The sequence below is a fragment of the Clostridium sp. ZS2-4 genome, from assembly GCF_026719745.1.
GTDB lineage: Bacteria > Bacillota > Clostridia > Clostridiales > Clostridiaceae > Clostridium_H.
Genome location: NZ_JAPPRQ010000135.1, coordinates 52,361 through 72,604 on the forward strand (window position 1 = coordinate 52,361; position 20,244 = coordinate 72,604).

The window sequence follows — 20,244 nt, forward strand, 5'->3', positions numbered from 1 at the left end:
ATTATCATTACTTTAATAATCTAGTCAAGATTTGACAAGCTATGCAAAATTATATTTTGAAATATAATTTATTTGAAACAAAAACAGCCTAGTGAAGGCTGTTTTTCTATTTTATTATTCATTTAAATCTACTTGTTCACCAGTTACTATATAAATAGTCCACTCACATATGTTAGTTACGTGATCCGCAATTCTTTCTAAAAATTTGCATACAAACAAAAATTGAGTTCCTTGTTCAATTTTACTTGTGTCCTGTGCCATAACAGTAAACATTTCACCAAACACATCTTTGTAAATTTTGTCAATTACATCATCTCTTTTAGAAATTTCATATGCCCTGTCTAAATCTCTTTCAACATATGCATCCAAAGCCTCTTTAATCATATCTATTACAATACTTCCCATTCTAGGTATATCAATAAGATCCTTAATGTAAGCTTGTTCTTTTAACCTAATAGCTATCTTAGCAATATCAACTGCATGATCTGCCATTCTTTCTAAATCTGTAACAATATTTATACATGTAAATATAAATCTTAAATCAGTGGCTATTGGCTGCTGCATGGCAATAAGCTTAATACTCTTATCTTCTATTTCACGCATTAACTTATCTACCATATCATCATTCTTTATAACTTCCTCTGCTAATTTTACATCCTGTTCTGCTAAGGCTTTTATGCATTGATTAATCTGTTTTTCAACAATACTTCCCATTCTTAACAACTCATTGTGTAATTGATTTAATTCCATTTCAAAAACTTTTCTCGGAGCCATAACTACACCTCTTTTCGTATATTTAAAATTATATTAATCGCATCATCCAAATCTTCCTGTAATATAATCTTCTGTTCTTTTGTCTTTTGGTTTATAGAAAATATCTTCAGTTTTACCATATTCAACAACAATACCATTATAGAAAAATGCAGTATTATCTGAAATTCTTCCTGCTTGCTGCATATTGTGTGTAACAATTACTACAGTATAATCTTTTTTTAGCACATCCATAAGTTCTTCTACTTTTAAAGTGGAAATTGGGTCCAACGCCGAAGTAGGTTCATCCATTAAAATAACTTCCGGCTCTACTGCAAGAGTCCTCGCTATACAAAGTCGCTGCTGTTGCCCCCCCGAAAGCCCAATAGCACTTTTCTTAAGTCTATCTTTAACTTCATCCCAAAGAGCTGCACCCTTTAAACTTTTTTCAACAATTTCATCCAATTTGCTTTTATTCTTTATTCCATGTATTCTCGGTCCATAAGCTATGTTGTCATATATACTCATTGGAAATGGATTTGGACTTTGAAATACCATTCCTACTTTTTTTCTAAGTTCTATAACATCATAATTAGAATCAAATATGTTTTTCCCTTCGTATATTACTTTACCCTCAATTTTAACATCCTCAATCAAATCATTCATCCTGTTCAAGCATCTTAGGAAAGTTGATTTGCCGCATCCTGAAGGTCCTATTAATGCAGTAACTGCATTTTTATTTATTGCTAAATTAACATCTATTAATGCTTGTTTGGTTCCATAAAATAAATTCAATTCATTAACTTCCATAATATTCATATAATTTCCCCCTTATTTAGTTCCTGCATACTTTTCGTATATCTTTTTACCTATTATTCTAGCAAGTACATTAAATAAAAGTACCATAATAATAAGCACTGCTGATGCACCATTTGCTATTTTTGAAGCATCAGGAACCATACCTTCCGAATTCAATTGCCATATATAAACAGATAAAGTTTCTGCAGGTCTAAATAAATCGAATGCAGATCCGTCACTTAAACGTACACCTGGAGCACTCATTCCTGCTGTATATAAAAGCGCTGCGGCTTCTCCGAATATTCTACCGGCAGCTAGGATTATACCTGTTAATATCTGTGGTATTGCTGAAGGCAAAATTACTTTTACTATTGTTTGCCATTGAGTTGCACCTAATCCTAAACTGGCCTGTTTTACTTTTTTTGAAGCAGTAATAATTGCATTTTCACTTACTCTTGTCATAGCTGGTAAGTTTAATATAGTTATTGCCATAGCCCCTGCAAAAATAGAATATCCCCAGCCAGTCATATTAACAAATACTAATAGTCCAAATAAACCTACAACTATAGATGGAAGAGATGCCATAGTCTCTATACATAATCTAATACCGTCTAGTAGTGGTCCTTCTTTTGCATATTCAGATAAGTAAATTCCTGCACCTACCCCTAAAGGCACTGTTATTAGTAGAGATATAATAAGCATATAAAATGAATTGAAAAGATGAAGACCTATTCCTCCTCCAGCCTCTATGGATGGAAGTCCAAATAAAAAATGTGGATTTAAACAATGTCTTCCATTATAAATAATATATCCAATAAGTCCTACAAGAAGCAATACTATAAATGCCGAAATCATGTATAATATTGTAGTAGCAATTTTATCAGCTTTTTTTGCGTTCAATTATATTTCACCTCTTTTTCCTATCGCTCTAATAATCAGTATAAATATAAAGGAAATAACTAGTAACAAGAATGATAAAGCCCATAATGCATTATTCCACGCTGTTCCAAAAATTGTGTTTGCCATATCCATTGTAATTATACTTGTAAGTGTAGCTGTAGTATCTATCACTCCATTTGGTATTTTTATTGAGTTACCTATTACCATTTGTACAGCTAGTGCCTCTCCAAAAGCTCTTGCCACCCCTAAAACAATTCCAGTTAAAATTCCACTCTTGCAAGCAGGAATAACTACTTTTACTATTGTTTGCCATCTTGTAGCTCCTAGTCCATAAGAACCTTGTATATATTCTCTTGGAATAGTTTTAATTGCATCAGAAGATATACTTGTAATTGTGGGAAGTATCATTATGCTTAAAACCAAAACACCTGCAAGCAAGCTAAATCCTACACCACCAAAACTCTTTTTTAATATTGGAATCAACACAGTAATCCCTATCCATCCGTATACTACTGATGGAATTCCTACAAATAATTCCATAGCTGGCTGCAGTGCCTTATTTCCAATTTTAGGTGAAATTAAATTCATGAAAATAGCTAAAGCTATACTAATAGGAGCACTAATAATTACTGCTCCAATAGATACAAGTGTAGACCCTAGGAGAAATATTAAAGCTCCAAATTTAGGTGTTTCACTATCAGGTTTCCAAGTAGTAGTAAATAAAAATTCTTTAAGTGAATATCCATCTTTAAAAAATGTGCTTAAACCCTTTGAAGCTACAAAACCAATTATAGTCAAGGTTAATATAACTATTAAATAGCCACAAAAAATTGAAAACCCTCTCCCCAAATATTCATTTTTCAATTTTTGCCAAACATTCTTTTTATTCATATCATCATACTCCAAACTCATATTTTTTACATAAATTAAGACCAGTTGAAATACAACCAGTCCTAATTTCATCACAGATTTCTAAGCTTTCAAGTAACTATGATCATTGAACTTTCATATCACTTACTGGGATGTACCCTTTACTTTCAATTACTGGTTTAACTTCATCTGAAATCATATAATCAAGGAACGCCTTTGCGAGTCCTGAAGGTTCTCCTTTAGTATACATATGTTCAAATGACCAGAAAGGATATTTTCCTGTTGTTATGTTTTCTTTAGTAGCTTCTACTCCATCGATTTTTATTAACTTCATACTATCTTTTGCTTCTTCATTTACAAAATATGATAATGCCAGATAAGAAATTGATCCTTTAGTAGCTTCTATGGTCTTTTGAACAGCTCCACTTGAATCCTGAGTTGTACCTATTCCTTCTGCTTCTTCCTTACCATCCATTACTGTTTTAACAAATGTAGATCTTGTACCCGAAGATTTACCTCTGTTAACTATTTCTATTTTAAGGTCTTCTCCACCAACTTCTTTCCAGTTAGTAATTTTGCCTTGGAACATGTCTTGAATTTGAGCTTTTGTTAAAGTATCAACTTTAACATCTTTATTTGCAACAATAGCAAATCCTATTGCACAAACTTTATGGTTTACTAAAGACTTAGCTAATTCCGCTTTATCTCCTGTTAATTTTTCTTCAGCAAAAAGATCTGAATTACCAATATCTACCGCACCTTGTGCAACTTGTGATAGACCAGTACCACTACCTCCACCTTGAATATTGATTTGTGCATTAGTATTTTTTTTCATGAACATATCTGCAGCTGCCTTAGCTAAAGGTTGGAGGGCTGATGAACCTGAAGCTGTTATAGATCCACTAGTTCCTTCAGTTTTTGCAGCTTCTTTGTTAGTTGTACTTCCTGATTTGCCGCATCCTGCAAACATTCCTCCCATTACAGTTATTGCTAAAGCAGCTACTACTACCTTTAATGACTTTTTATTCATTTTGAAAAACCTCCATTCAAGTTTTAATCGTAATTAGCTCTTACAAGTAATATAATACCTTAGGAAGGTTAACCATATATTATATAAATGTTAATTAAAATTAACAAAACAATACTTGTAAAATAAATTGTTCAAAAATTTATTTAATTTAGAATAAACAACTTAATATTTTACTTAATAATTTTTAATACTAATGTTAAATTTCTACCTTCATTTTTAGTTTCTGCCATAAAATTTAATTTATACATAAGTTTTAAAAGTATCATAAGTTACATATTCCATATAAAAAAAGCTGAGACAGATATTCTATCTCAGCAATGGTATTTCAACTATGAATTTAGTTCCACTTCCCAGTTCACTTTCCACATATATTTCACCTTCAAAATTGAGGACTATATGCTTTACTATAGCCAGACCAAGTCCAGTACCTCCTCTAGCTCTAGATCTAGCCTTATCAACTCTATAGAAACGTTCAAATAATCTTGGTATATGTTCTTTGGGTATACCAGGTCCTGTATCTTCAATCCATAAAATGCATTTTTTTTCTTTAATTTCAGTTCCAATATAAACTTTATCTCCATTTTCTGAATATTTTATTGCATTATCAATAAGATTTATAAGCATTTGCTTAAATCTATCTTTATCACCACAAATCTTTGGAGAATTTTTAATAATAAGCTCAATATCAATCTCTTTCATATCTGCTGTATTCTTCATAAGATTATATGCATCTTTTATTACAGAATTTACATTGATAACCTCTTTAACCTTTACTTCTCTATTCTGTTCAATATCCGATAAGGTCAATATATCACTTATTAGTCTTGTTAATCTTTCAGTTTCATTATCAATTATTCCTAAAAATTTTTCACGTATTTTAACATCTTCTACATATCTTAAAGTTTCTGCAAACCCTTTTATAGATGTCAATGGTGTTTTTAATTCATGTGAAACATTGGCAACGAATTGACTTCTCATATTTTCTAATCTTCTAATATCCGTAACATCTTGGACAACTGCAACAGTTCCTATATGTTCTTTGTTACTAACAATGTCTGCCGTTCTTACTTTTAAAATTTTCTCTTCTGGCCAAAGAATTTTAATTTCCTTATATTCTATATTGTTCTTAAAAATATCTTCCAACTCATAATCACGAATGCAATCCATTAAATTATGACCAATAATTTCTTTTTCTACCCCAAATATTTTCTGAGCATAAGGATTTATAATAATTACTCTATTTTTTCTATCTACAGCTATGACCCCACTATCCATACTTTTTAAAATTGCTTGCAATTTGTTTTGTTTCTCAATAGAATCACGCAGTGTGTATTGAAGTTTATCTGCCATATTATTAAACGTCTCTGCAAGCTGCCCTATCTCATCATTAGAATTTATACATACCCTCCTATCAAATTCACCTTTTGCAATTCTTGCAGTTATAAATTCTAAATCTTTTATAGGCTTCACAATTACATAAGATAATTTAGAAGAAAATATAACAGATATAGAAAATACTATTATCAAGACAATTAAATAATACTTTAGATATTTCCCTTCAAATCCAGTTACAACCTCCATAGGCATTGAACTTCTAATAACATATCCATCTTTTAAAGCAGATGCATAGTACATCATTGTTTTCTTTAATGATTTGCTAAATCTTACACTATATCCATTTCCAAATTTTCTTGCTTCAATTATTTCTTTACGCTGATTATGATTATCCATCTCGTCTGGAAGTGCATCTGAATCATAAATAACTTTACCCTTTGTGTCTATCAATGTAACTCTAAAATTTGATCTATTAAAATTCTTAAAGTAAATACTTTTATCAGAAATTACGTTCTCCTCTAACAAATTCATAACTAATTTATTATTAATCTCCAAACTTTTTTTTATATTTTCCTCATTCTGATAGTTAATAATAGTCATGTATAGTGCCGTTACCATTGCTAAACTCAAAATGATAGTACTGAGAATGGATAGCATAAGTTTATTTTTCATCTTCATATTATTCACCCGAATTAAACCTATATCCAATTCCTCTTATAGTTTCAACAAATTTAGGATTTTTATCATCATCCTCAATTTTTTTTCTAAGATATCTTATATGAACATCAACCGTCCTTGTCTCACCAATATATTCGTATCCCCATACCTTATCCAACAGAAAATCTCTTGTCATAACTCTGCCTTTATTTTTTATTAGAACTTCTAAAAGTTCAAATTCTTTTAATGTCAAATCTATTTTTTTATTATTTTTCACAACTTCATGCTTTTCAAAATCAATTGTAACATTACCAAAATTACATACATTATCTATTGGATATTGAGTTCTTATTCTTCTAAGTACAGCTTTTACCCTAGCAACTAATTCTCTTACTGAAAAAGGTTTTGTTAAATAATCATCTGCTCCAAGTTCTAATCCTAAAATTTTATCTAACTCTTCTCCCTTAGCAGTAATCATAATTATTGGAGTATTGGATATTACATTATGTCTTCTAATTTCTTTACAAACATCATATCCGTCCATACCTGGCAGCATAACATCTAATAAAATTAACTGGGGTAATTCCATTTTTGCTATTTTTAATGCTTCTAATCCATCATTAGCACACAAAACCTTATAACCACTATTCTCCAAATTAAATTTTATAAGTTCCTGTATATGTTCTTCATCATCTACTATTAAAATCTTCTCATCAGCCATTAATTTCATACCTCCTAAAGTAAATTATTTTATATATATAAATGAAAACATTCTTCCACTTTTTTCTTTATGTTTTCTATAAGAATGTAACTTATGTTTTTCATTACAAAATGTACATATATCCAAAGTTTTAATCTGGTAAAGTCTTACTCCTAAACTATTAAGCTGCTCTATAATACAGTTTTGCAAGTTCAAATTTCTGCCTTTAATTATATTACTATTTTTATATAATTCTAAATTTTTAAACTGCAGTGCTAACTCTTCACTAACTTCATAGCAGCACTGCATATTATGAGGACCAATATACACTTTCAAATCTCCTATTGCTGTATTATATTCCTTAATCATTTTCTCAACAGCTTTTGTAGTTATATTTTGTATAGTACCTCTCCATCCACTATGTATAGCAGCAGCAACCTTTTTCTTTCTATCATAAATAATAACTGGTACACAATCCGCTGTAAAAACGCCTATTGCAACTTCTTTTTCATTGGTTATTATTGCATCTCCATTATGCATTTCTCCATCATGTACATATACTAAATCACTATGAATTTGATTTAAGTATCCTATCTGTTTAATATTTATCCATTCTTTTAATTTTTTAATATTTTCTATTCCTTCTATGGTATTTTTATTAAAATTTAAATTTCCTTTAGCAGTGGAAAAATATATTTCTGCATCTTCCTCTGAAAATTTTAAGAATTCACATTTATCTACAAGCACATTTATCATTTTTGTACGCTCCTTATATACTATTATTTTAACATCATTATTTCATTTTATAAAATATATGCATATAATTTAACTTATTTAATCTTTTTTTAACATAATAAAAATGCCCATATTAAATTTAGGGCATTTTTTTATCAGAGATTAAATTTTTTATTTCCTCTATAAAGGTATTAACATCCTTAAATTGTCTATATACAGATGCAAACCTTACATATGATATTTCATCAATCTTCTTCAATCTTTCCATTATCATTTCACCAATAGTTTCTGATTTTATCTCTGTAACCATATCATTAGATATTTTTTTCTCAATTTCATCCGCTACAGCATCTATTTGAACTCTTGAAACAGGTCTTTTTTGACAAGCTTTCAATAATCCATTAATTATTTTTGACTTATCAAAATACTCTCTATTTGAATCTTTTTTAATTACTAATATAGGTATGTCTTCTATTTTTTCATAGGTAGTATATCTTTTGTTACATTTTAAGCATTCCCTTCTTCTTCTAATTGCCTTATGATCCTCTGTGGATCTTGAATCAACCACTTTACTCTCTTCAAAGCCACAATAGGGACATTTCAATCTATCACGTCCTTTTTCTATACTATATTACATTCAACATTATACCTTTTTTTCATATAAATTACCACTACTTATTATCTATATCAATCATATTTTCATTTACTAAAATTACATCAACGCCAACTTTTACAATCTTTTCCCATGAAATTTCAATATAACTATTTTTGTTAAACCAAGATGTTCTTTCTGCTGGTATTATTATCGAAATTATTTTATATTCATTACAATCCACTTTGAAATCTCTTATATATCCTATTTTACAACCAGTATTTATATCTATAACTTCCATCAATTTTAAATTGTTTATTGAATAAAAATCCATTTTACTTCCTCCTTTTCTTATTTTCCATCAATAATATAATATATGTACAAGCTATTTAATATATTATTTTAAAAATAAAAATAGAGCCTATAAGCTCTATTTTATATATGTTTACGCATATGCTTTAATGCTGTTTTTTCAAGTCTTGAAACTTGTGCTTGTGAAATACCTATTTCCTCAGCAACTTCCATTTGGGTACGTCCTTGAAAAAACCTCATATTTAATATTAATTTTTCTCTATCATTTAATTTTTTCATAGCTTCTTTTATAGATATGTTTTCAAGCCAACTCTCATCAATGTTTTTACTATCACTAATTTGGTCCATAACATACAAAGCATCTCCTCCATCATGATAGATTGGTTCAAATAGTGACACTGGATCTTGAATAGCATCTAGGGCAAATACAACTTCCTCTCTTGGAATATTAAGTTCTTTTGCGATTTGAGAAACAGTAGGTTCTTTATTTTCCCTATTTACAAGTTTATCTCTTACTTGTAAAGCTTTATATGCTATATCTCTCAACGATCTACTGACTCTTATTGAATTATTATCTCTTAAATATCTCCTAATTTCTCCTATAATCATAGGAACAGCATACGTTGAAAATTTAACATTTTGACTTAAATCAAAATTATCAATAGATTTTATTAATCCAATACACCCTACTTGAAACAAATCGTCTACATTTTCGCCTCTATTATTAAATCTTTGAATTACGCTTAATACCAATCTTAAATTTCCTCTGATAAATTTTTCCCTAGAAATTGAGTCACCGTCCTTCATTTTTAATAACAATTCTTTCATTTCACGTTCTTTTAAAATAGGTAGTTTTGCAGTATTCACTCCACAAATCTCCACTTTATTTATCATCATAAAAATCAGCTCCCTCAGAGTAGTCGCATTCTAATTATCCCCTGAGAAACTAATTTTTATACCAAGGACAATCTATACCATTTTATTGATTTCTTTTTTTAATCTTTTAATTATTCTTTTCTCCAACCTAGAAATATATGATTGAGATATGCCAAGTATGTCTGCTACTTGTTTTTGAGTTTTTTCTCCACAACCGTTCAGTCCAAATCTCAATTTAATTATTTCTTTTTCTCTCTCACTTAATTTTCTCATAGCAATAAACAATAATTGTTTATCCACTTCATCTTCTATCAAATTATAAACCATATCATTATCAGTTCCTAAAATATCTGACAATAACAACTTATTTCCATCCCAGTCCGTATTAAGTGGTTCATAAAATGAAATCTCTGCTTTAATTTTATTATTTCTTCTTAAATACATTAATATCTCATTTTCAATACACCTTGAAGCATAGGTTGCTAATTTAATTTTTTTCTCTGGATCAAAAGTATTAACAGCTTTAATTAAACCTATAGTTCCAACTGATATTAAATCTTCAACTAAAATACCTGAATTTTCAAATTTTCTCGCAATATATACTACTAGCCTTAAATTCCTCTCAATTAATATAGTTCTTACACTCTCATCACCATTTATTATTTTACCAACTAACTTTTCTTCTTCATCTTTCGTAAGTGGAGGTGGTAGCGCATCATTTCCACCAATAAAATATACTTTTCCAAAAAAAATTTTAAATTTAGATAATATTCTGTTTAAGACAACACTTAATTTTAGCAAAAACTCACCCCTCCTCAAAGAATATCTCTAGTTAATAATGCATTATACTCATTTAAAGAACTTAATTTGCCATTACAAAATGCAACTATAACCTGATAATCTTGAACCTTACTTTCTTTAAATACCCTTATTAATTTGGGTCTAAACCCCTCTAAGTTTCCTCCATAACCATTAACCACTCTATATGGAATAATAAATTTTTCTTCTTCTTTGATATTTATATTTTTAAAAATTTCTTTCTCAACAATCATAACTGGTAAATTTGTAACAGGTTCTCTCAGTCCATTACCTGTATCCATAAATGCATTAACTTTCTTTTGAAATTTATCGGTAACTATTTCAACTTCAAATATTAATCTTATTATATTTTGCCTGTCTTTTACATAAACAATTATTCTATGTACAACTATATATATAATCATTAGTGCAGCTAACAATATTTTGTAAGAAAAACTATTATACTTCATACTTATACTTATATTCTTATTGAATTCAATAAATATACATACCCCTGCTAAAAGCATTGAATATAAAGTAAGTATAATAGTGGATTTTATATTAAACCAAAAATCTTTTTTTCTAAAAAGTATTAATATCATAATTACGGCAATTATAAATTTAATCGGTATATATGATAGATATCTAAACTTTGTATATATTGTTGTTACAGCATATAAACTTCCTACAACAGCTGATAAAAAAATACTCAGCATTCTTATTCTGACTTTTAAAGTTTGAGCAGTAACATATAATAAAAATAAATTAACTATGAGATTTTCAATAAAGATTATATCTATATAAACTACCAACTCCCTTCCCCCTTTTAAATAATTATATAACTATCTTTTTCAAAATTTTGTCATTTTATATACTCCAACACATTTTAATACTCTACATTTATTTCCATATTTTGTCATTAATTTCTTTGTAAAAAAAAAAGTGCTTATATAAGCACTTTTTTATCTGTGATGTCTTCTCAAAAAAGCTGGAACTTCTAAATCAACTTGACCATATTCTTTTTCTTTAGAAACTGCTGCTTCTTCATATGAAGTTTTATGTTCTTCACTACTACTAGTAAATATTTTTTCTTTCTCTTTTTCTTTTAATGGAGGCACTAAATTTTCACCTTCCATCTTTTCTTCAAAACCAGTTGCAATTACTGTAATTCTAATTTCATCTTTTAAATTTTCATCTATTACTGCTCCAAAAATAATATTAGCATCTGCATCTGCTGCCTCTTGAACTATTTCAGCAGCTTCATTTATTTCAAGCAATCCTAAATCTGATCCACCTGTAACATTTAGCAAAACTCCTGTTGCCCCCATAATGGAAGTTTCTAAAAGTGGACTGGATATTGCTTGTTTTGCTGCTTCCTGTGCTCTATTGTCACCAGTTCCTTGTCCAACACCCATATGAGCCAATCCCTTATCTACCATAATAGTTCTTACATCAGCAAAATCTAAGTTTACAAGACCTGGAATGGTAATTAAGTCGGATATACCTTGTACACCTTGTTTTAATACATCATCAGCAAATTTAAAAGCTTCTACTAATGAAGTTTTCTTATCAACCATAGCAAGAAGTCTTTCATTAGGAATTGTTACTAAAGTATCTACCGTATCCTTTAAATTTTTAATTCCCAACTCTGCATGAAGCATTCTCTTTCTACCTTCAAATGGGAAAGGTTTTGTCACAACTCCAACTGTTAAAATTCCGAGTGATTTAGCAATTTCAGCCACAACAGGTGCAGCACCAGTTCCTGTTCCACCACCCATACCAGCTGTTATAAATACCATATCAGCTCCTTTTATGGACTGAGCAATTTCATCTTTACTTTCTTCGGCAGCCTTTCTTCCTATTTCTGGATTAGCGCCTGCCCCTAATCCCTTAGTTAACTTATCACCTATTTGTATTTTTTGTGATGCTTGAGAAACTGCTAATGCCTGCTTGTCTGTATTTATACCAATGAATTCAACATTTTTAAGACCTTCTTTAATCATTCTATTAACAGCATTATTTCCTCCGCCACCACAACCTATTACTTTTATTTGAGCAAATTGTTGAACATCAACATCAAAATCTAGCACAATAATAACCTCCTTACTAAAAAAACTCTGCAAAAAATTCTTTTAGTTTTGATACTAAACTATCACTATTTTCTTTTTTATTTACATCAGTTCTTATTTTTGAATTACTACTAACTTCTTTTTCAAATTTTTCAAAATTCTTATTTATTCGTAAGGAACTCGCAACATCTTTAATAATACCTACGGATGAAACATATATTGGACTTGCAGCACCAATATAGTTTGGGAAACCACTTTTAACTGATTTACCTAAAATTTTAGAAGCATATCCATTAATACCTTTAAATAAAGTTAATCCACCCCCAACTATAACTACTCCAGAAATTTCATTCCCATATTTGCTTTCTTTGAGCTTGTCCCTCACATAATATAATATTTCTTCAATTCTTGCTTCAATTATATCATGTACGTAACCAAGATCCGCTTCTATAGAATGATTATACCCTGCATTCACAGATATTTTTTTATTTTCTTCATCATATTCATTACTTAAATCGGCATATCTAATTTTAATTTTCTCAGCTTCGGCAAATGGAATTTTTAAACAGACCGATATATCATTTGTGATGTTATCACCACCAAGTGGTACCATACTAGTATAACAAAGATTTTCTCTTTTATAAATACAAATATCTGTTGTTTGAGCACCAATATCTACAAACGCAACACCCCTGTCAATTTCTTCCTTAGTAGAAACAACTTGCGAAATTGCTTGCTGTTGAAGAACTTCTCCAGCAATGTGAATATCTGCCCTATTTATACTTTTTCTAAGATTATTTACTATTGTACTCTGCGCTAATACTATTTGAGCATCTACCTCAAGTCTCATACCACTCATTCCTACTGGCTCAATAATATGATCATATCCATCTACTATATATTGATGTGGAACAACACCAATAATTTCTTTATCTTGAGGTACAGATATTAATCTTGCTGCATCAAGCACTCTTAATACATCATTTTCTCTAATTTCCTTATCATCAGAGGACACAGCCACAATACCTTTATTCCAAACTAATTCACTAATTCCTGCTGGCAAAGTTATATATACATCAGAAATACTAATGTCTACCATTCTCTCTAGGTTTTTAATACATTCCTTAATTGATTGAGAGGTACTATCTATATCAACTACAACAGACTTTTTTAGTCCATTGCATTTTACAGCAGTAATTCCAATTATTCGGATTTCGCCTTCATTATCCACTTTTCCAACAGCACCATATACATTTGATGATCCGATATCAAGCCCAACTATATATTCGTGCATCTGGTTTTCCCTCCCTTACAGAAATCCTCTATCCTCTAAAATATATATTCAACATAAGAATCCTTTTTCCTTTAAATTTCTATACTTTTTTGTATTTAATATGATTCTTTTCAAATATAATACTAAACAAAATACTGTTATGTAATCTTTTTCCATTTTTCTTTTTTTACCTTACTGATAATTTTATCATAAATTTTATACATATACCATCTTTTACGAGTAATTTTACTCAGAAAAATATATAACTTATTAATTATAACTTAACTACTTTATACTTCTATCATTCTTTTCATCATATTTCTATCATTCTTTTCATCATATTTCTATCGATAGATGCAGTTAAAGCATTTTCATAAGAAATTAATCCTTGCTTATATAAATCAACAAGACTCATATCCATAGTTTTCATGCCATATTTACTTCCTGTTTGAATAGCAGATTGTATTTGATGTGTTTTTCCTTCCCTAATCAAATTCTGAATTGCAGAATTTACCATCATAACTTCTAATGAAGCTATTCTACCTTTTTCATCATTTCTTAATATTAATTGCTGCGAAATAATACCTTGAAGTACAGCTGCAAGCTGAATTTTAATTTGCTGCTGTTGATATGGCGGAAAAACATCTATAATTCTATCTATTGTTTTTGCTGCACCTATAGTATGTAATGTAGATAAAACTAGATGTCCCGTTTCAGCTGCAGTAATAGCTATTGATATAGTTTCAAGATCTCTCATTTCTCCTACAAGAATAACATCTGGATCTTCTCTTAAAGCAGCTCTCAGAGCATCTTTATATGATAAAGTATCTTTTCCAATTTCTCTTTGATTTATTATAGATCTGTTATGCTTGTGCAAATACTCAACTGGATCCTCTAAAGTAATTATATGAGCTGCTCTTGTTGTATTAATTTCATTTATCATTGCTGCCAGTGTTGTACTTTTTCCACTACCAGTTGGTCCCGTAACAAGTACAAGTCCTCTTTGTTTTTTAGTTAATTCTTTAACTACTGAAGGCATCTTTATTTCACTTAAAGTAGGAATTTTCAATGCTACTACTCTTATTGCAACAGCATCACTGCCTCTCTGTTTGTATGCATTTACCCTAAATCTTCCTACTCCTGGTAAAGACAACGATACATCCATTTCTCCTTTTTTATCATATTCATCATATCGATCACCTAAAAGTTCCTTTACATACCTTAATGTATCAGCTGCAGTTAATTTTTTTTCACCAATACCAGTAAGTTGACCATTCACTCTTATTGTTGGAGAAATTCCAACGGTTAAATGTAAATCAGATGCATTTTCTTTTGCAGTTTTTTCCAATAGTTCATTTAATGTCATCAACTTAATTTCCTCCTATTATTTGTTACATAAATAATTCTTGTAAAACAAATATGACCTTTTTCCCCTTACACTTATTATTTTCGTAGTTTTTCTACAAATTTTAACACCCAAAATCATTTTATATTCAATAAAATAATTTCAAATAGTTGGCATCATATGCCAACTATCTTTACAAATCTTTCATTTTTGATTTATAGAATTAAATTCCTTATACAATTTTTTCAATGCTCTTTTTTCTATTCTTGATACATAGGATCTAGATATTTCTAATAATTTAGCTATTTCCCTCTGGGTTCTTGGTTTTCCATCTGTAAGTCCATATCTCATTTTTATAATTATCTTTTCTCTTTCAGATAAACAATCGTTTATTTTATCATAAAGTTTTTTTATCTGTATACGATTTTCAACAATTTCAATAACAGAATCATCACCACTACTTAAAACATCCATTAGAGAAATTTCATTACCTTCTTTATCTACTCCAATAGGATCTTGAAGATAAACTTCACTTTTAATTTTTTTTGTATTTCTAATAAGCATTAATATTTCATTTTCAATACATCTTGCAGCATATGTTGCAAGTCTTGTTCCCTTTGAACTATCGAAAGAATCTATGGCTTTAATAAGCCCAACTGTACCAATTGATATTAAATCATCAATATCTTTATGTGGATAAGAATATTTCTTTACAATGTGGGCTACGAGTCTAAGATTTCTTTCTATTAAAATGCTCTTAGACAAAACATCTCCATCTTTAAGTCTTTTTAAATAGTATTTTTCCTCTTTCTCATCCAGCGGCTGTGGAAATGAAGTTCCATTACTTACATAGGCAGTTAGAAAAGTCATATTCCCAATTACATCAATCAAACAATTAATAAAAAACACAAGGATATCCCCCTAACAGTGCTTATTATTATAATATGATTGATAATAATAATTTTGCATGTACACCTAAAATTTATTTAAATAATCATAAGTTTTTTTTATAATTTCTTTAAAAATAGGTACAGCCGTATTTCCAGCACTCTTATCGTACCCGATATCTTCTACAAAAACAACCATTGAATAGTATTCTTCACCTACCTTGAAAAATCCTGCAAACCATCCATCATAAAACTTATTTTTTCCTTCTAGTCTCTCAGCCGTACCAGTTTTTCCTCCAACTTGAATATTATCAATCTTCGCTTCTTTTCCAGTACCATGTAATGATGTCACTACTTTAATCATTTGGTTTCTTAAGATATTTGCTATATCAACACCTATACTATTTTTTTCTTCAGTATGGAATTCTTCAATAGGTATATTATCTTCATTAACATAAGCATCTATTAAATATGGTTTAACATAAATTCCTTTATTTATAACAGTATTAGGTATACTTATTGCTTCAATAGGCGTTATTCTTTGTTTTTGACCAAAGGCCGTTAATTCTACATCTCCAACTTCATTGTCATTACCTTCAAAACTTCCATATGTTTCTTCATCAAAATTTAGCACCTTATGAGTCAATCCTTGTCTTTCAGCAAATGCTTTGATATTTTTGATTCCAACATCTATTCCAATTTGTGCATAGATATCATTAGAAGATTGAATTAAAGCTTCACCACAATTCATACTTTCTTTATTTTCATGCCCTTTATATCTCTTACTTAAATCAGGATTAAGATTATACTTATGATTTAATGATATTTTTCCAGTTTTTAATCCAATTTCTTCCACTATAACCTTAAAAATAGAACCTGGAAAAAAACCGTGATTTGTTGAAACACCAAGATTTATATTAGGTTTTAAATCATCCTTTTGAACCATAGCTTTTATTTTACCAGTACTACTCTCCATTAAAACTACACCTATCTGGCTATACATATTGTAGTCACTTTTATTTAAGATATCTTTTACAGTATCTTGTAAATATTTATCCAGTGTCAATCTAACATAAACATTATTTTTAGGCTGTGTCAGATACTCATTATAGATATTTCCATTAACATCTTTCTTAAAAATATTATATATAAATTCATTTTTTTTAGTTTTTTCTCTTATTTGATATTCTATAGAATTTTCACTCTTCTCTTCATTTTCCCCATTAGTATTAATTTTATATATGTTAGTTAATAGATTTTCAACATTCCACCATCCATTTTGTCTATTTACCTTTACATAGTTATATGTATAAAACCCTTTTATTTCTTTAATTTTTGATAATTCATTATATGTTGTTTCATCAATTTTAAATTTTATTTTTTCATTTTTATTTTTTAAATCTATTTTATCTATATCATATTCTTTATTATAGTTTTTAAGAATTATATTAAGCGCATACAAATCATTTTTTTTAGTATAGTAATTATTTAAAATAAAGCTATACGGATCTATAACAGCATAATATTCATTACAATATTTTAGCAAGTCTTTGCCATTAGAATCTAAAAGTGAGTAATTCAATTCTCTTACTTTTTCTTTATAATGATATTGATTATCTGCCATAGTCTTTAGTTTAGGAGAATGAACATACTGATAAATAACTATTTTTCCTATTAACAATATGAACATTAATAAAAATATCATAAAAATTATATATACACGTTTTCTATATCCTTTACCATTCATAAAAAAAACACCCCTTCTAGGCAAATTATAACCTAAAACCGAGTGTTTTATTCCATATTTTTCTTATTATTCTTCTAATAAGCTTTGTTTTACTTTAGACACCAAAATATCAATGGCAACTTTATTCTGTCCACCTTCCGGAACAATTATATCTGCATATCTCTTTGTAGGCTCTGTAAATTGAGTATGCATAGGCTTAACTACGTCCAAATACTGTTCAATTACAGATTCCACAGTTCTTCCTCTTTCATTTATATCTCTTAATATTCTCCTAATAATTCTAACATCATCATCTGTATCAACATAAATTTTTATATCTAATAATTCTCTTATAGCTGGCTCTTGAAGTATAAGTATTCCTTCAACAATTATTATTTCTCTTGGCTGAACTTCTACAATCTCTTTTTTTCTAGTATGCTGCTTAAAATCATATATGGGTTTATGAACAGTTTGTCCATTTAATAATTCTTTTAGATGTTCCACAAGTAGTTGAGTATCAAAAGCATCTGGATGATCATAATTTGTTTTAATTCTTTCTTCAAAGGTTAACTGACTTTGATCCTTATAATAAGAATCTTGTTCAATCATAGCAATACATTTTTTGCTAAAGCTTTCATAAATTTTGTTAGCAATAGTACTTTTCCCTGAACCTGTACCTCCTGTAATTCCTATTAAAATTGGTCTCTTCATATGTCATTCTCCCTAGCTTTTATTAAAATATCTTTTTCTTTTAACTCAACACTAGTTTTTGCAGTGAATATCATCTGTGCTGAACGTGCTGCTTCAATTTTATTGCCATTTTTATCTCTCATATCTTCCAATACTACTTGGAAGCTATCTTCTTTTGCCCTTAAAACTTCTAACCGTTCTCCCTCAAACACTCTATTTCGCTGTTCTATCATAGCTGTAAAATTATTTGGATTATATTCTTTAACAATTCCAACTATATCATAATTTCTTACATATGAAGATGATTCATATGTTTCAATGTTCTTCTCTTCAAAATAAAATCCAGTACAATAATTTCTGTGACTTGGCTTCATTAAATATTCCATCCATTTATCTTTAAATTCATATTCCTCTGCATTTTCAAAATATGAATCTAGCGCCTCTCTATATGCTTTTACAACAGAAGCAACATAATATGAACTCTTCATTCTTCCTTCTATTTTAAATGAATGAATGCCCGACTCAACTAATTCTGGTATATGTTTAATCATGCATAAATCTTTAGAATTTAAGATGTAAGTTCCTTTTTCGTCCTCATATACCGGAAAATATTCTCCTGGTCTTTTCTCTTCCATTAAATAATACTCATATCTGCATGGTTGAGCACACAATCCTCTATTTGAATCTCTTCCTGTCATATAATTGGATAATAAACAGCGTCCTGAATAAGAAATACACATAGAACCATGTACAAAAGCTTCTATTTCACAACTGTCTGGTAATTTATTTCTAATTTGCTTTATTTCTTCCAAAGATAGTTCTCTAGCTAAAACTATTCTTTTAACTCCCATATTGTGCCAAAACAATGCAGATTTCCAGTTTACACTATTAGCTTGAGTACTCAAATGCAATTCTAAATTAGGAACTATTTCTCTAGCCGTACTTATAATACCTGGATCAGATACTATTATTGCATCTACACCCATCTCATAAAGTTCTATCAAGTATTCTTCAAGTCCCTCTAAATCATTGTTATGTGGAAATACATTGATTGTTACATAAACCTTTCTATTTCTATCATGAGCATATTTCAAGCCTTCCTTTAATTTCTCATTATCAAAATTATCAGCTAGAGCTCTTAAATTTAATTTACTTCCTCCTAAATAAACAGCATCTGCTCCAAAATCAATAGCTGTTTTTAATTTTTCTAAATTTCCGGCAGGAGCTAGTATTTCTGGTCTATTCATCAGTATTCCTCCTCGTTGTAACTGCAATACCATCACCCATAGGTATTACCGTAGTAATAAGGTTTTTATCTTTTGATACTAAGTCTAAGTAATTTCTCATTCTTTTTACAATGGTAATTTTTCTTCTCTGCAATAATTCATCAGAAGCTACCATACCTCTGAACAATACATTATCTGCAATAATAACACCATCTTTATCCAATAATCTTAAACAATGAGGTAAAAAATGATTATAATGTCCTTTACCCGCATCCATAAAAATCATATCATATTTACCTTCTAATTTTTCAAGGACTTCTATACAATCTCCTTCAAGTACATTTATATTGTCATCAAAACCATATTTTTTTATATTCTCTTCTGCAATTTTGATAATTTTAGGATCTCTTTCAATTGTTGTTATTTTGTTTGTGCCTCCCGAAGACAGGCACATAAGAATAGATGAATATCCTATTGCAGTACCTAATTCCAGAATACTTTTAGGCTTTTGCATCGTTACCATAAGTTTCAAAAAATTTGCAACTTCTTTTTGAACTATAGGCACTCTATTTTTTTCTGCATAATGTTCTAATTCTTTTAAACTCCCCTCTTCTTCCGGAATTAACTCTCTTATATATTCAATCATATAATCATGTGCTATTCCACTCATTAGTT

Annotated in this window: 21 protein-coding genes; all 21 read right to left on the reverse strand. The window is 29.3% G+C overall.

Annotation, left to right across the window (positions count from 1 at the left end):
• Positions 1-114: 114 nt before the first annotated feature.
• Positions 115-774 carry a phosphate signaling complex protein PhoU gene (gene phoU / locus OIO11_RS16420; protein ID WP_268072544.1) on the reverse strand — a complete coding sequence of 220 codons (660 nt, stop codon included), beginning with the start codon at positions 772-774 and terminating at the stop codon, positions 115-117.
• 42 nt (positions 775-816) lie between these two features.
• Positions 817-1,569, reverse strand: coding sequence for a phosphate ABC transporter ATP-binding protein PstB (pstB, locus tag OIO11_RS16425; RefSeq protein WP_268072545.1), 753 nt, complete (start codon positions 1,567-1,569; stop codon positions 817-819).
• A 12-nt stretch (positions 1,570-1,581) separates the two neighbouring features.
• Positions 1,582-2,448, reverse strand: a complete 867-nt coding sequence (gene pstA / locus OIO11_RS16430; protein WP_268072546.1) for a phosphate ABC transporter permease PstA — start codon at positions 2,446-2,448, stop codon at positions 1,582-1,584.
• A complete protein-coding gene (gene pstC / locus OIO11_RS16435) occupies positions 2,449-3,339 on the reverse strand; it encodes a phosphate ABC transporter permease subunit PstC (protein WP_268072547.1) in 891 nt (296 codons plus the stop codon).
• A gap of 103 nt (positions 3,340-3,442) precedes the next feature.
• Positions 3,443-4,348, reverse strand: coding sequence for a phosphate ABC transporter substrate-binding protein (locus OIO11_RS16440; RefSeq protein WP_268072548.1), 906 nt, complete (start codon positions 4,346-4,348; stop codon positions 3,443-3,445).
• Between the two features lie 306 nt (positions 4,349-4,654).
• Positions 4,655-6,355 carry a two-component system histidine kinase PnpS gene (gene pnpS, locus OIO11_RS16445; RefSeq protein WP_268072589.1) on the reverse strand — a complete coding sequence of 567 codons (1,701 nt, stop codon included), beginning with the start codon at positions 6,353-6,355 and terminating at the stop codon, positions 4,655-4,657.
• A gap of 7 nt (positions 6,356-6,362) precedes the next feature.
• The gene (locus OIO11_RS16450; RefSeq protein WP_268072549.1) at positions 6,363-7,061 is read right to left on the reverse strand and encodes a response regulator transcription factor; all 699 of its coding nucleotides are present in this window, start codon (positions 7,059-7,061) and stop codon (positions 6,363-6,365) included.
• Between the two features lie 24 nt (positions 7,062-7,085).
• On the reverse strand, positions 7,086-7,796 hold the full coding sequence (gene pgeF, locus OIO11_RS16455; protein WP_268072550.1) for a peptidoglycan editing factor PgeF: 711 nt from the start codon (positions 7,794-7,796) through the stop codon (positions 7,086-7,088).
• Between the two features lie 118 nt (positions 7,797-7,914).
• Positions 7,915-8,379, reverse strand: a complete 465-nt coding sequence (gene nrdR, locus OIO11_RS16460; RefSeq protein ID WP_268072551.1) for a transcriptional regulator NrdR — start codon at positions 8,377-8,379, stop codon at positions 7,915-7,917.
• Between the two features lie 67 nt (positions 8,380-8,446).
• Positions 8,447-8,701: a YlmC/YmxH family sporulation protein gene (locus OIO11_RS16465; protein ID WP_268072552.1), complete on the reverse strand. Its 255-nt coding sequence runs from the start codon at positions 8,699-8,701 to the stop codon at positions 8,447-8,449.
• A 101-nt stretch (positions 8,702-8,802) separates the two neighbouring features.
• Positions 8,803-9,576 (reverse strand): RNA polymerase sporulation sigma factor SigG, encoded by a 774-nt coding sequence (gene sigG / locus OIO11_RS16470; RefSeq protein ID WP_268072553.1) that lies wholly within the window; start codon positions 9,574-9,576, stop codon positions 8,803-8,805.
• Between the two features lie 72 nt (positions 9,577-9,648).
• Positions 9,649-10,356 carry an RNA polymerase sporulation sigma factor SigE gene (gene sigE / locus OIO11_RS16475; protein WP_268072555.1) on the reverse strand — a complete coding sequence of 236 codons (708 nt, stop codon included), beginning with the start codon at positions 10,354-10,356 and terminating at the stop codon, positions 9,649-9,651.
• A 14-nt stretch (positions 10,357-10,370) separates the two neighbouring features.
• On the reverse strand, positions 10,371-11,165 hold the full coding sequence (gene spoIIGA / locus OIO11_RS16480) for a sigma-E processing peptidase SpoIIGA (protein WP_268072556.1): 795 nt from the start codon (positions 11,163-11,165) through the stop codon (positions 10,371-10,373).
• Positions 11,166-11,315: 150 nt separating this feature from the next.
• Positions 11,316-12,443, reverse strand: a complete 1,128-nt coding sequence (gene ftsZ, locus OIO11_RS16485) for a cell division protein FtsZ (protein ID WP_268072557.1) — start codon at positions 12,441-12,443, stop codon at positions 11,316-11,318.
• Between the two features lie 16 nt (positions 12,444-12,459).
• Complete coding sequence (gene ftsA, locus OIO11_RS16490) at positions 12,460-13,716, reverse strand: cell division protein FtsA (RefSeq protein WP_268072558.1); 1,257 nt, start codon at positions 13,714-13,716, stop codon at positions 12,460-12,462.
• Between the two features lie 292 nt (positions 13,717-14,008).
• Positions 14,009-15,064, reverse strand: a complete 1,056-nt coding sequence (locus OIO11_RS16495) for a type IV pilus twitching motility protein PilT (protein ID WP_326497946.1) — start codon at positions 15,062-15,064, stop codon at positions 14,009-14,011.
• 180 nt (positions 15,065-15,244) lie between these two features.
• The gene (gene sigK, locus OIO11_RS16500) at positions 15,245-15,949 is read right to left on the reverse strand and encodes an RNA polymerase sporulation sigma factor SigK (RefSeq protein WP_268072559.1); all 705 of its coding nucleotides are present in this window, start codon (positions 15,947-15,949) and stop codon (positions 15,245-15,247) included.
• Between the two features lie 66 nt (positions 15,950-16,015).
• Positions 16,016-17,674 carry a penicillin-binding transpeptidase domain-containing protein gene (locus tag OIO11_RS16505; protein WP_268072561.1) on the reverse strand — a complete coding sequence of 553 codons (1,659 nt, stop codon included), beginning with the start codon at positions 17,672-17,674 and terminating at the stop codon, positions 16,016-16,018.
• Positions 17,675-17,740: 66 nt separating this feature from the next.
• Entirely contained in the window at positions 17,741-18,364 is a 624-nt protein-coding gene (gene udk / locus OIO11_RS16510) for a uridine kinase (protein WP_268072562.1), read from the reverse strand.
• Entirely contained in the window at positions 18,361-19,590 is a 1,230-nt protein-coding gene (locus OIO11_RS16515) for a peptidase U32 family protein (protein ID WP_268072563.1), read from the reverse strand. The genes udk and OIO11_RS16515 overlap by 4 nt, the downstream gene beginning before the upstream one ends.
• A complete protein-coding gene (locus OIO11_RS16520; RefSeq protein WP_268072565.1) occupies positions 19,583-20,239 on the reverse strand; it encodes an O-methyltransferase in 657 nt (218 codons plus the stop codon). Before OIO11_RS16520 ends, OIO11_RS16515 begins: the two co-directional genes overlap by 8 nt.
• Positions 20,240-20,244 lie beyond the last annotated feature (5 nt).

Bases quoted from the DNA above. Each gene is read 5' to 3' on its own strand.
- OIO11_RS16440 (WP_268072548.1), bottom strand. From the start codon at position 4,348: ATGAATAAAAAGTCATTAAAGGTAGTAGTAGCTGCTTTAGCAATAACT.
- sigG (WP_268072553.1), bottom strand. From the start codon at position 9,576: ATGATGATAAATAAAGTGGAGATTTGTGGAGTGAATACTGCAAAACTA.
- OIO11_RS16520 (WP_268072565.1), bottom strand. From the start codon at position 20,239: ATGAGTGGAATAGCACATGATTATATGATTGAATATATAAGAGAGTTA.
- ftsA (WP_268072558.1), bottom strand. From the start codon at position 13,716: ATGCACGAATATATAGTTGGGCTTGATATCGGATCATCAAATGTATAT.
- OIO11_RS16465 (WP_268072552.1), bottom strand. From the start codon at position 8,701: ATGGATTTTTATTCAATAAACAATTTAAAATTGATGGAAGTTATAGAT.
- pnpS (WP_268072589.1), bottom strand. From the start codon at position 6,355: ATGAAAAATAAACTTATGCTATCCATTCTCAGTACTATCATTTTGAGT.
- phoU (WP_268072544.1), bottom strand. From the start codon at position 774: ATGGCTCCGAGAAAAGTTTTTGAAATGGAATTAAATCAATTACACAAT.
- OIO11_RS16450 (WP_268072549.1), bottom strand. From the start codon at position 7,061: ATGGCTGATGAGAAGATTTTAATAGTAGATGATGAAGAACATATACAG.
- udk (WP_268072562.1), bottom strand. From the start codon at position 18,364: ATGAAGAGACCAATTTTAATAGGAATTACAGGAGGTACAGGTTCAGGG.
- OIO11_RS16515 (WP_268072563.1), bottom strand. From the start codon at position 19,590: ATGAATAGACCAGAAATACTAGCTCCTGCCGGAAATTTAGAAAAATTA.
- pstC (WP_268072547.1), bottom strand. From the start codon at position 3,339: ATGAATAAAAAGAATGTTTGGCAAAAATTGAAAAATGAATATTTGGGG.
- pgeF (WP_268072550.1), bottom strand. From the start codon at position 7,796: ATGATAAATGTGCTTGTAGATAAATGTGAATTCTTAAAATTTTCAGAG.
- pstB (WP_268072545.1), bottom strand. From the start codon at position 1,569: ATGAATATTATGGAAGTTAATGAATTGAATTTATTTTATGGAACCAAA.
- OIO11_RS16505 (WP_268072561.1), bottom strand. From the start codon at position 17,674: ATGAATGGTAAAGGATATAGAAAACGTGTATATATAATTTTTATGATA.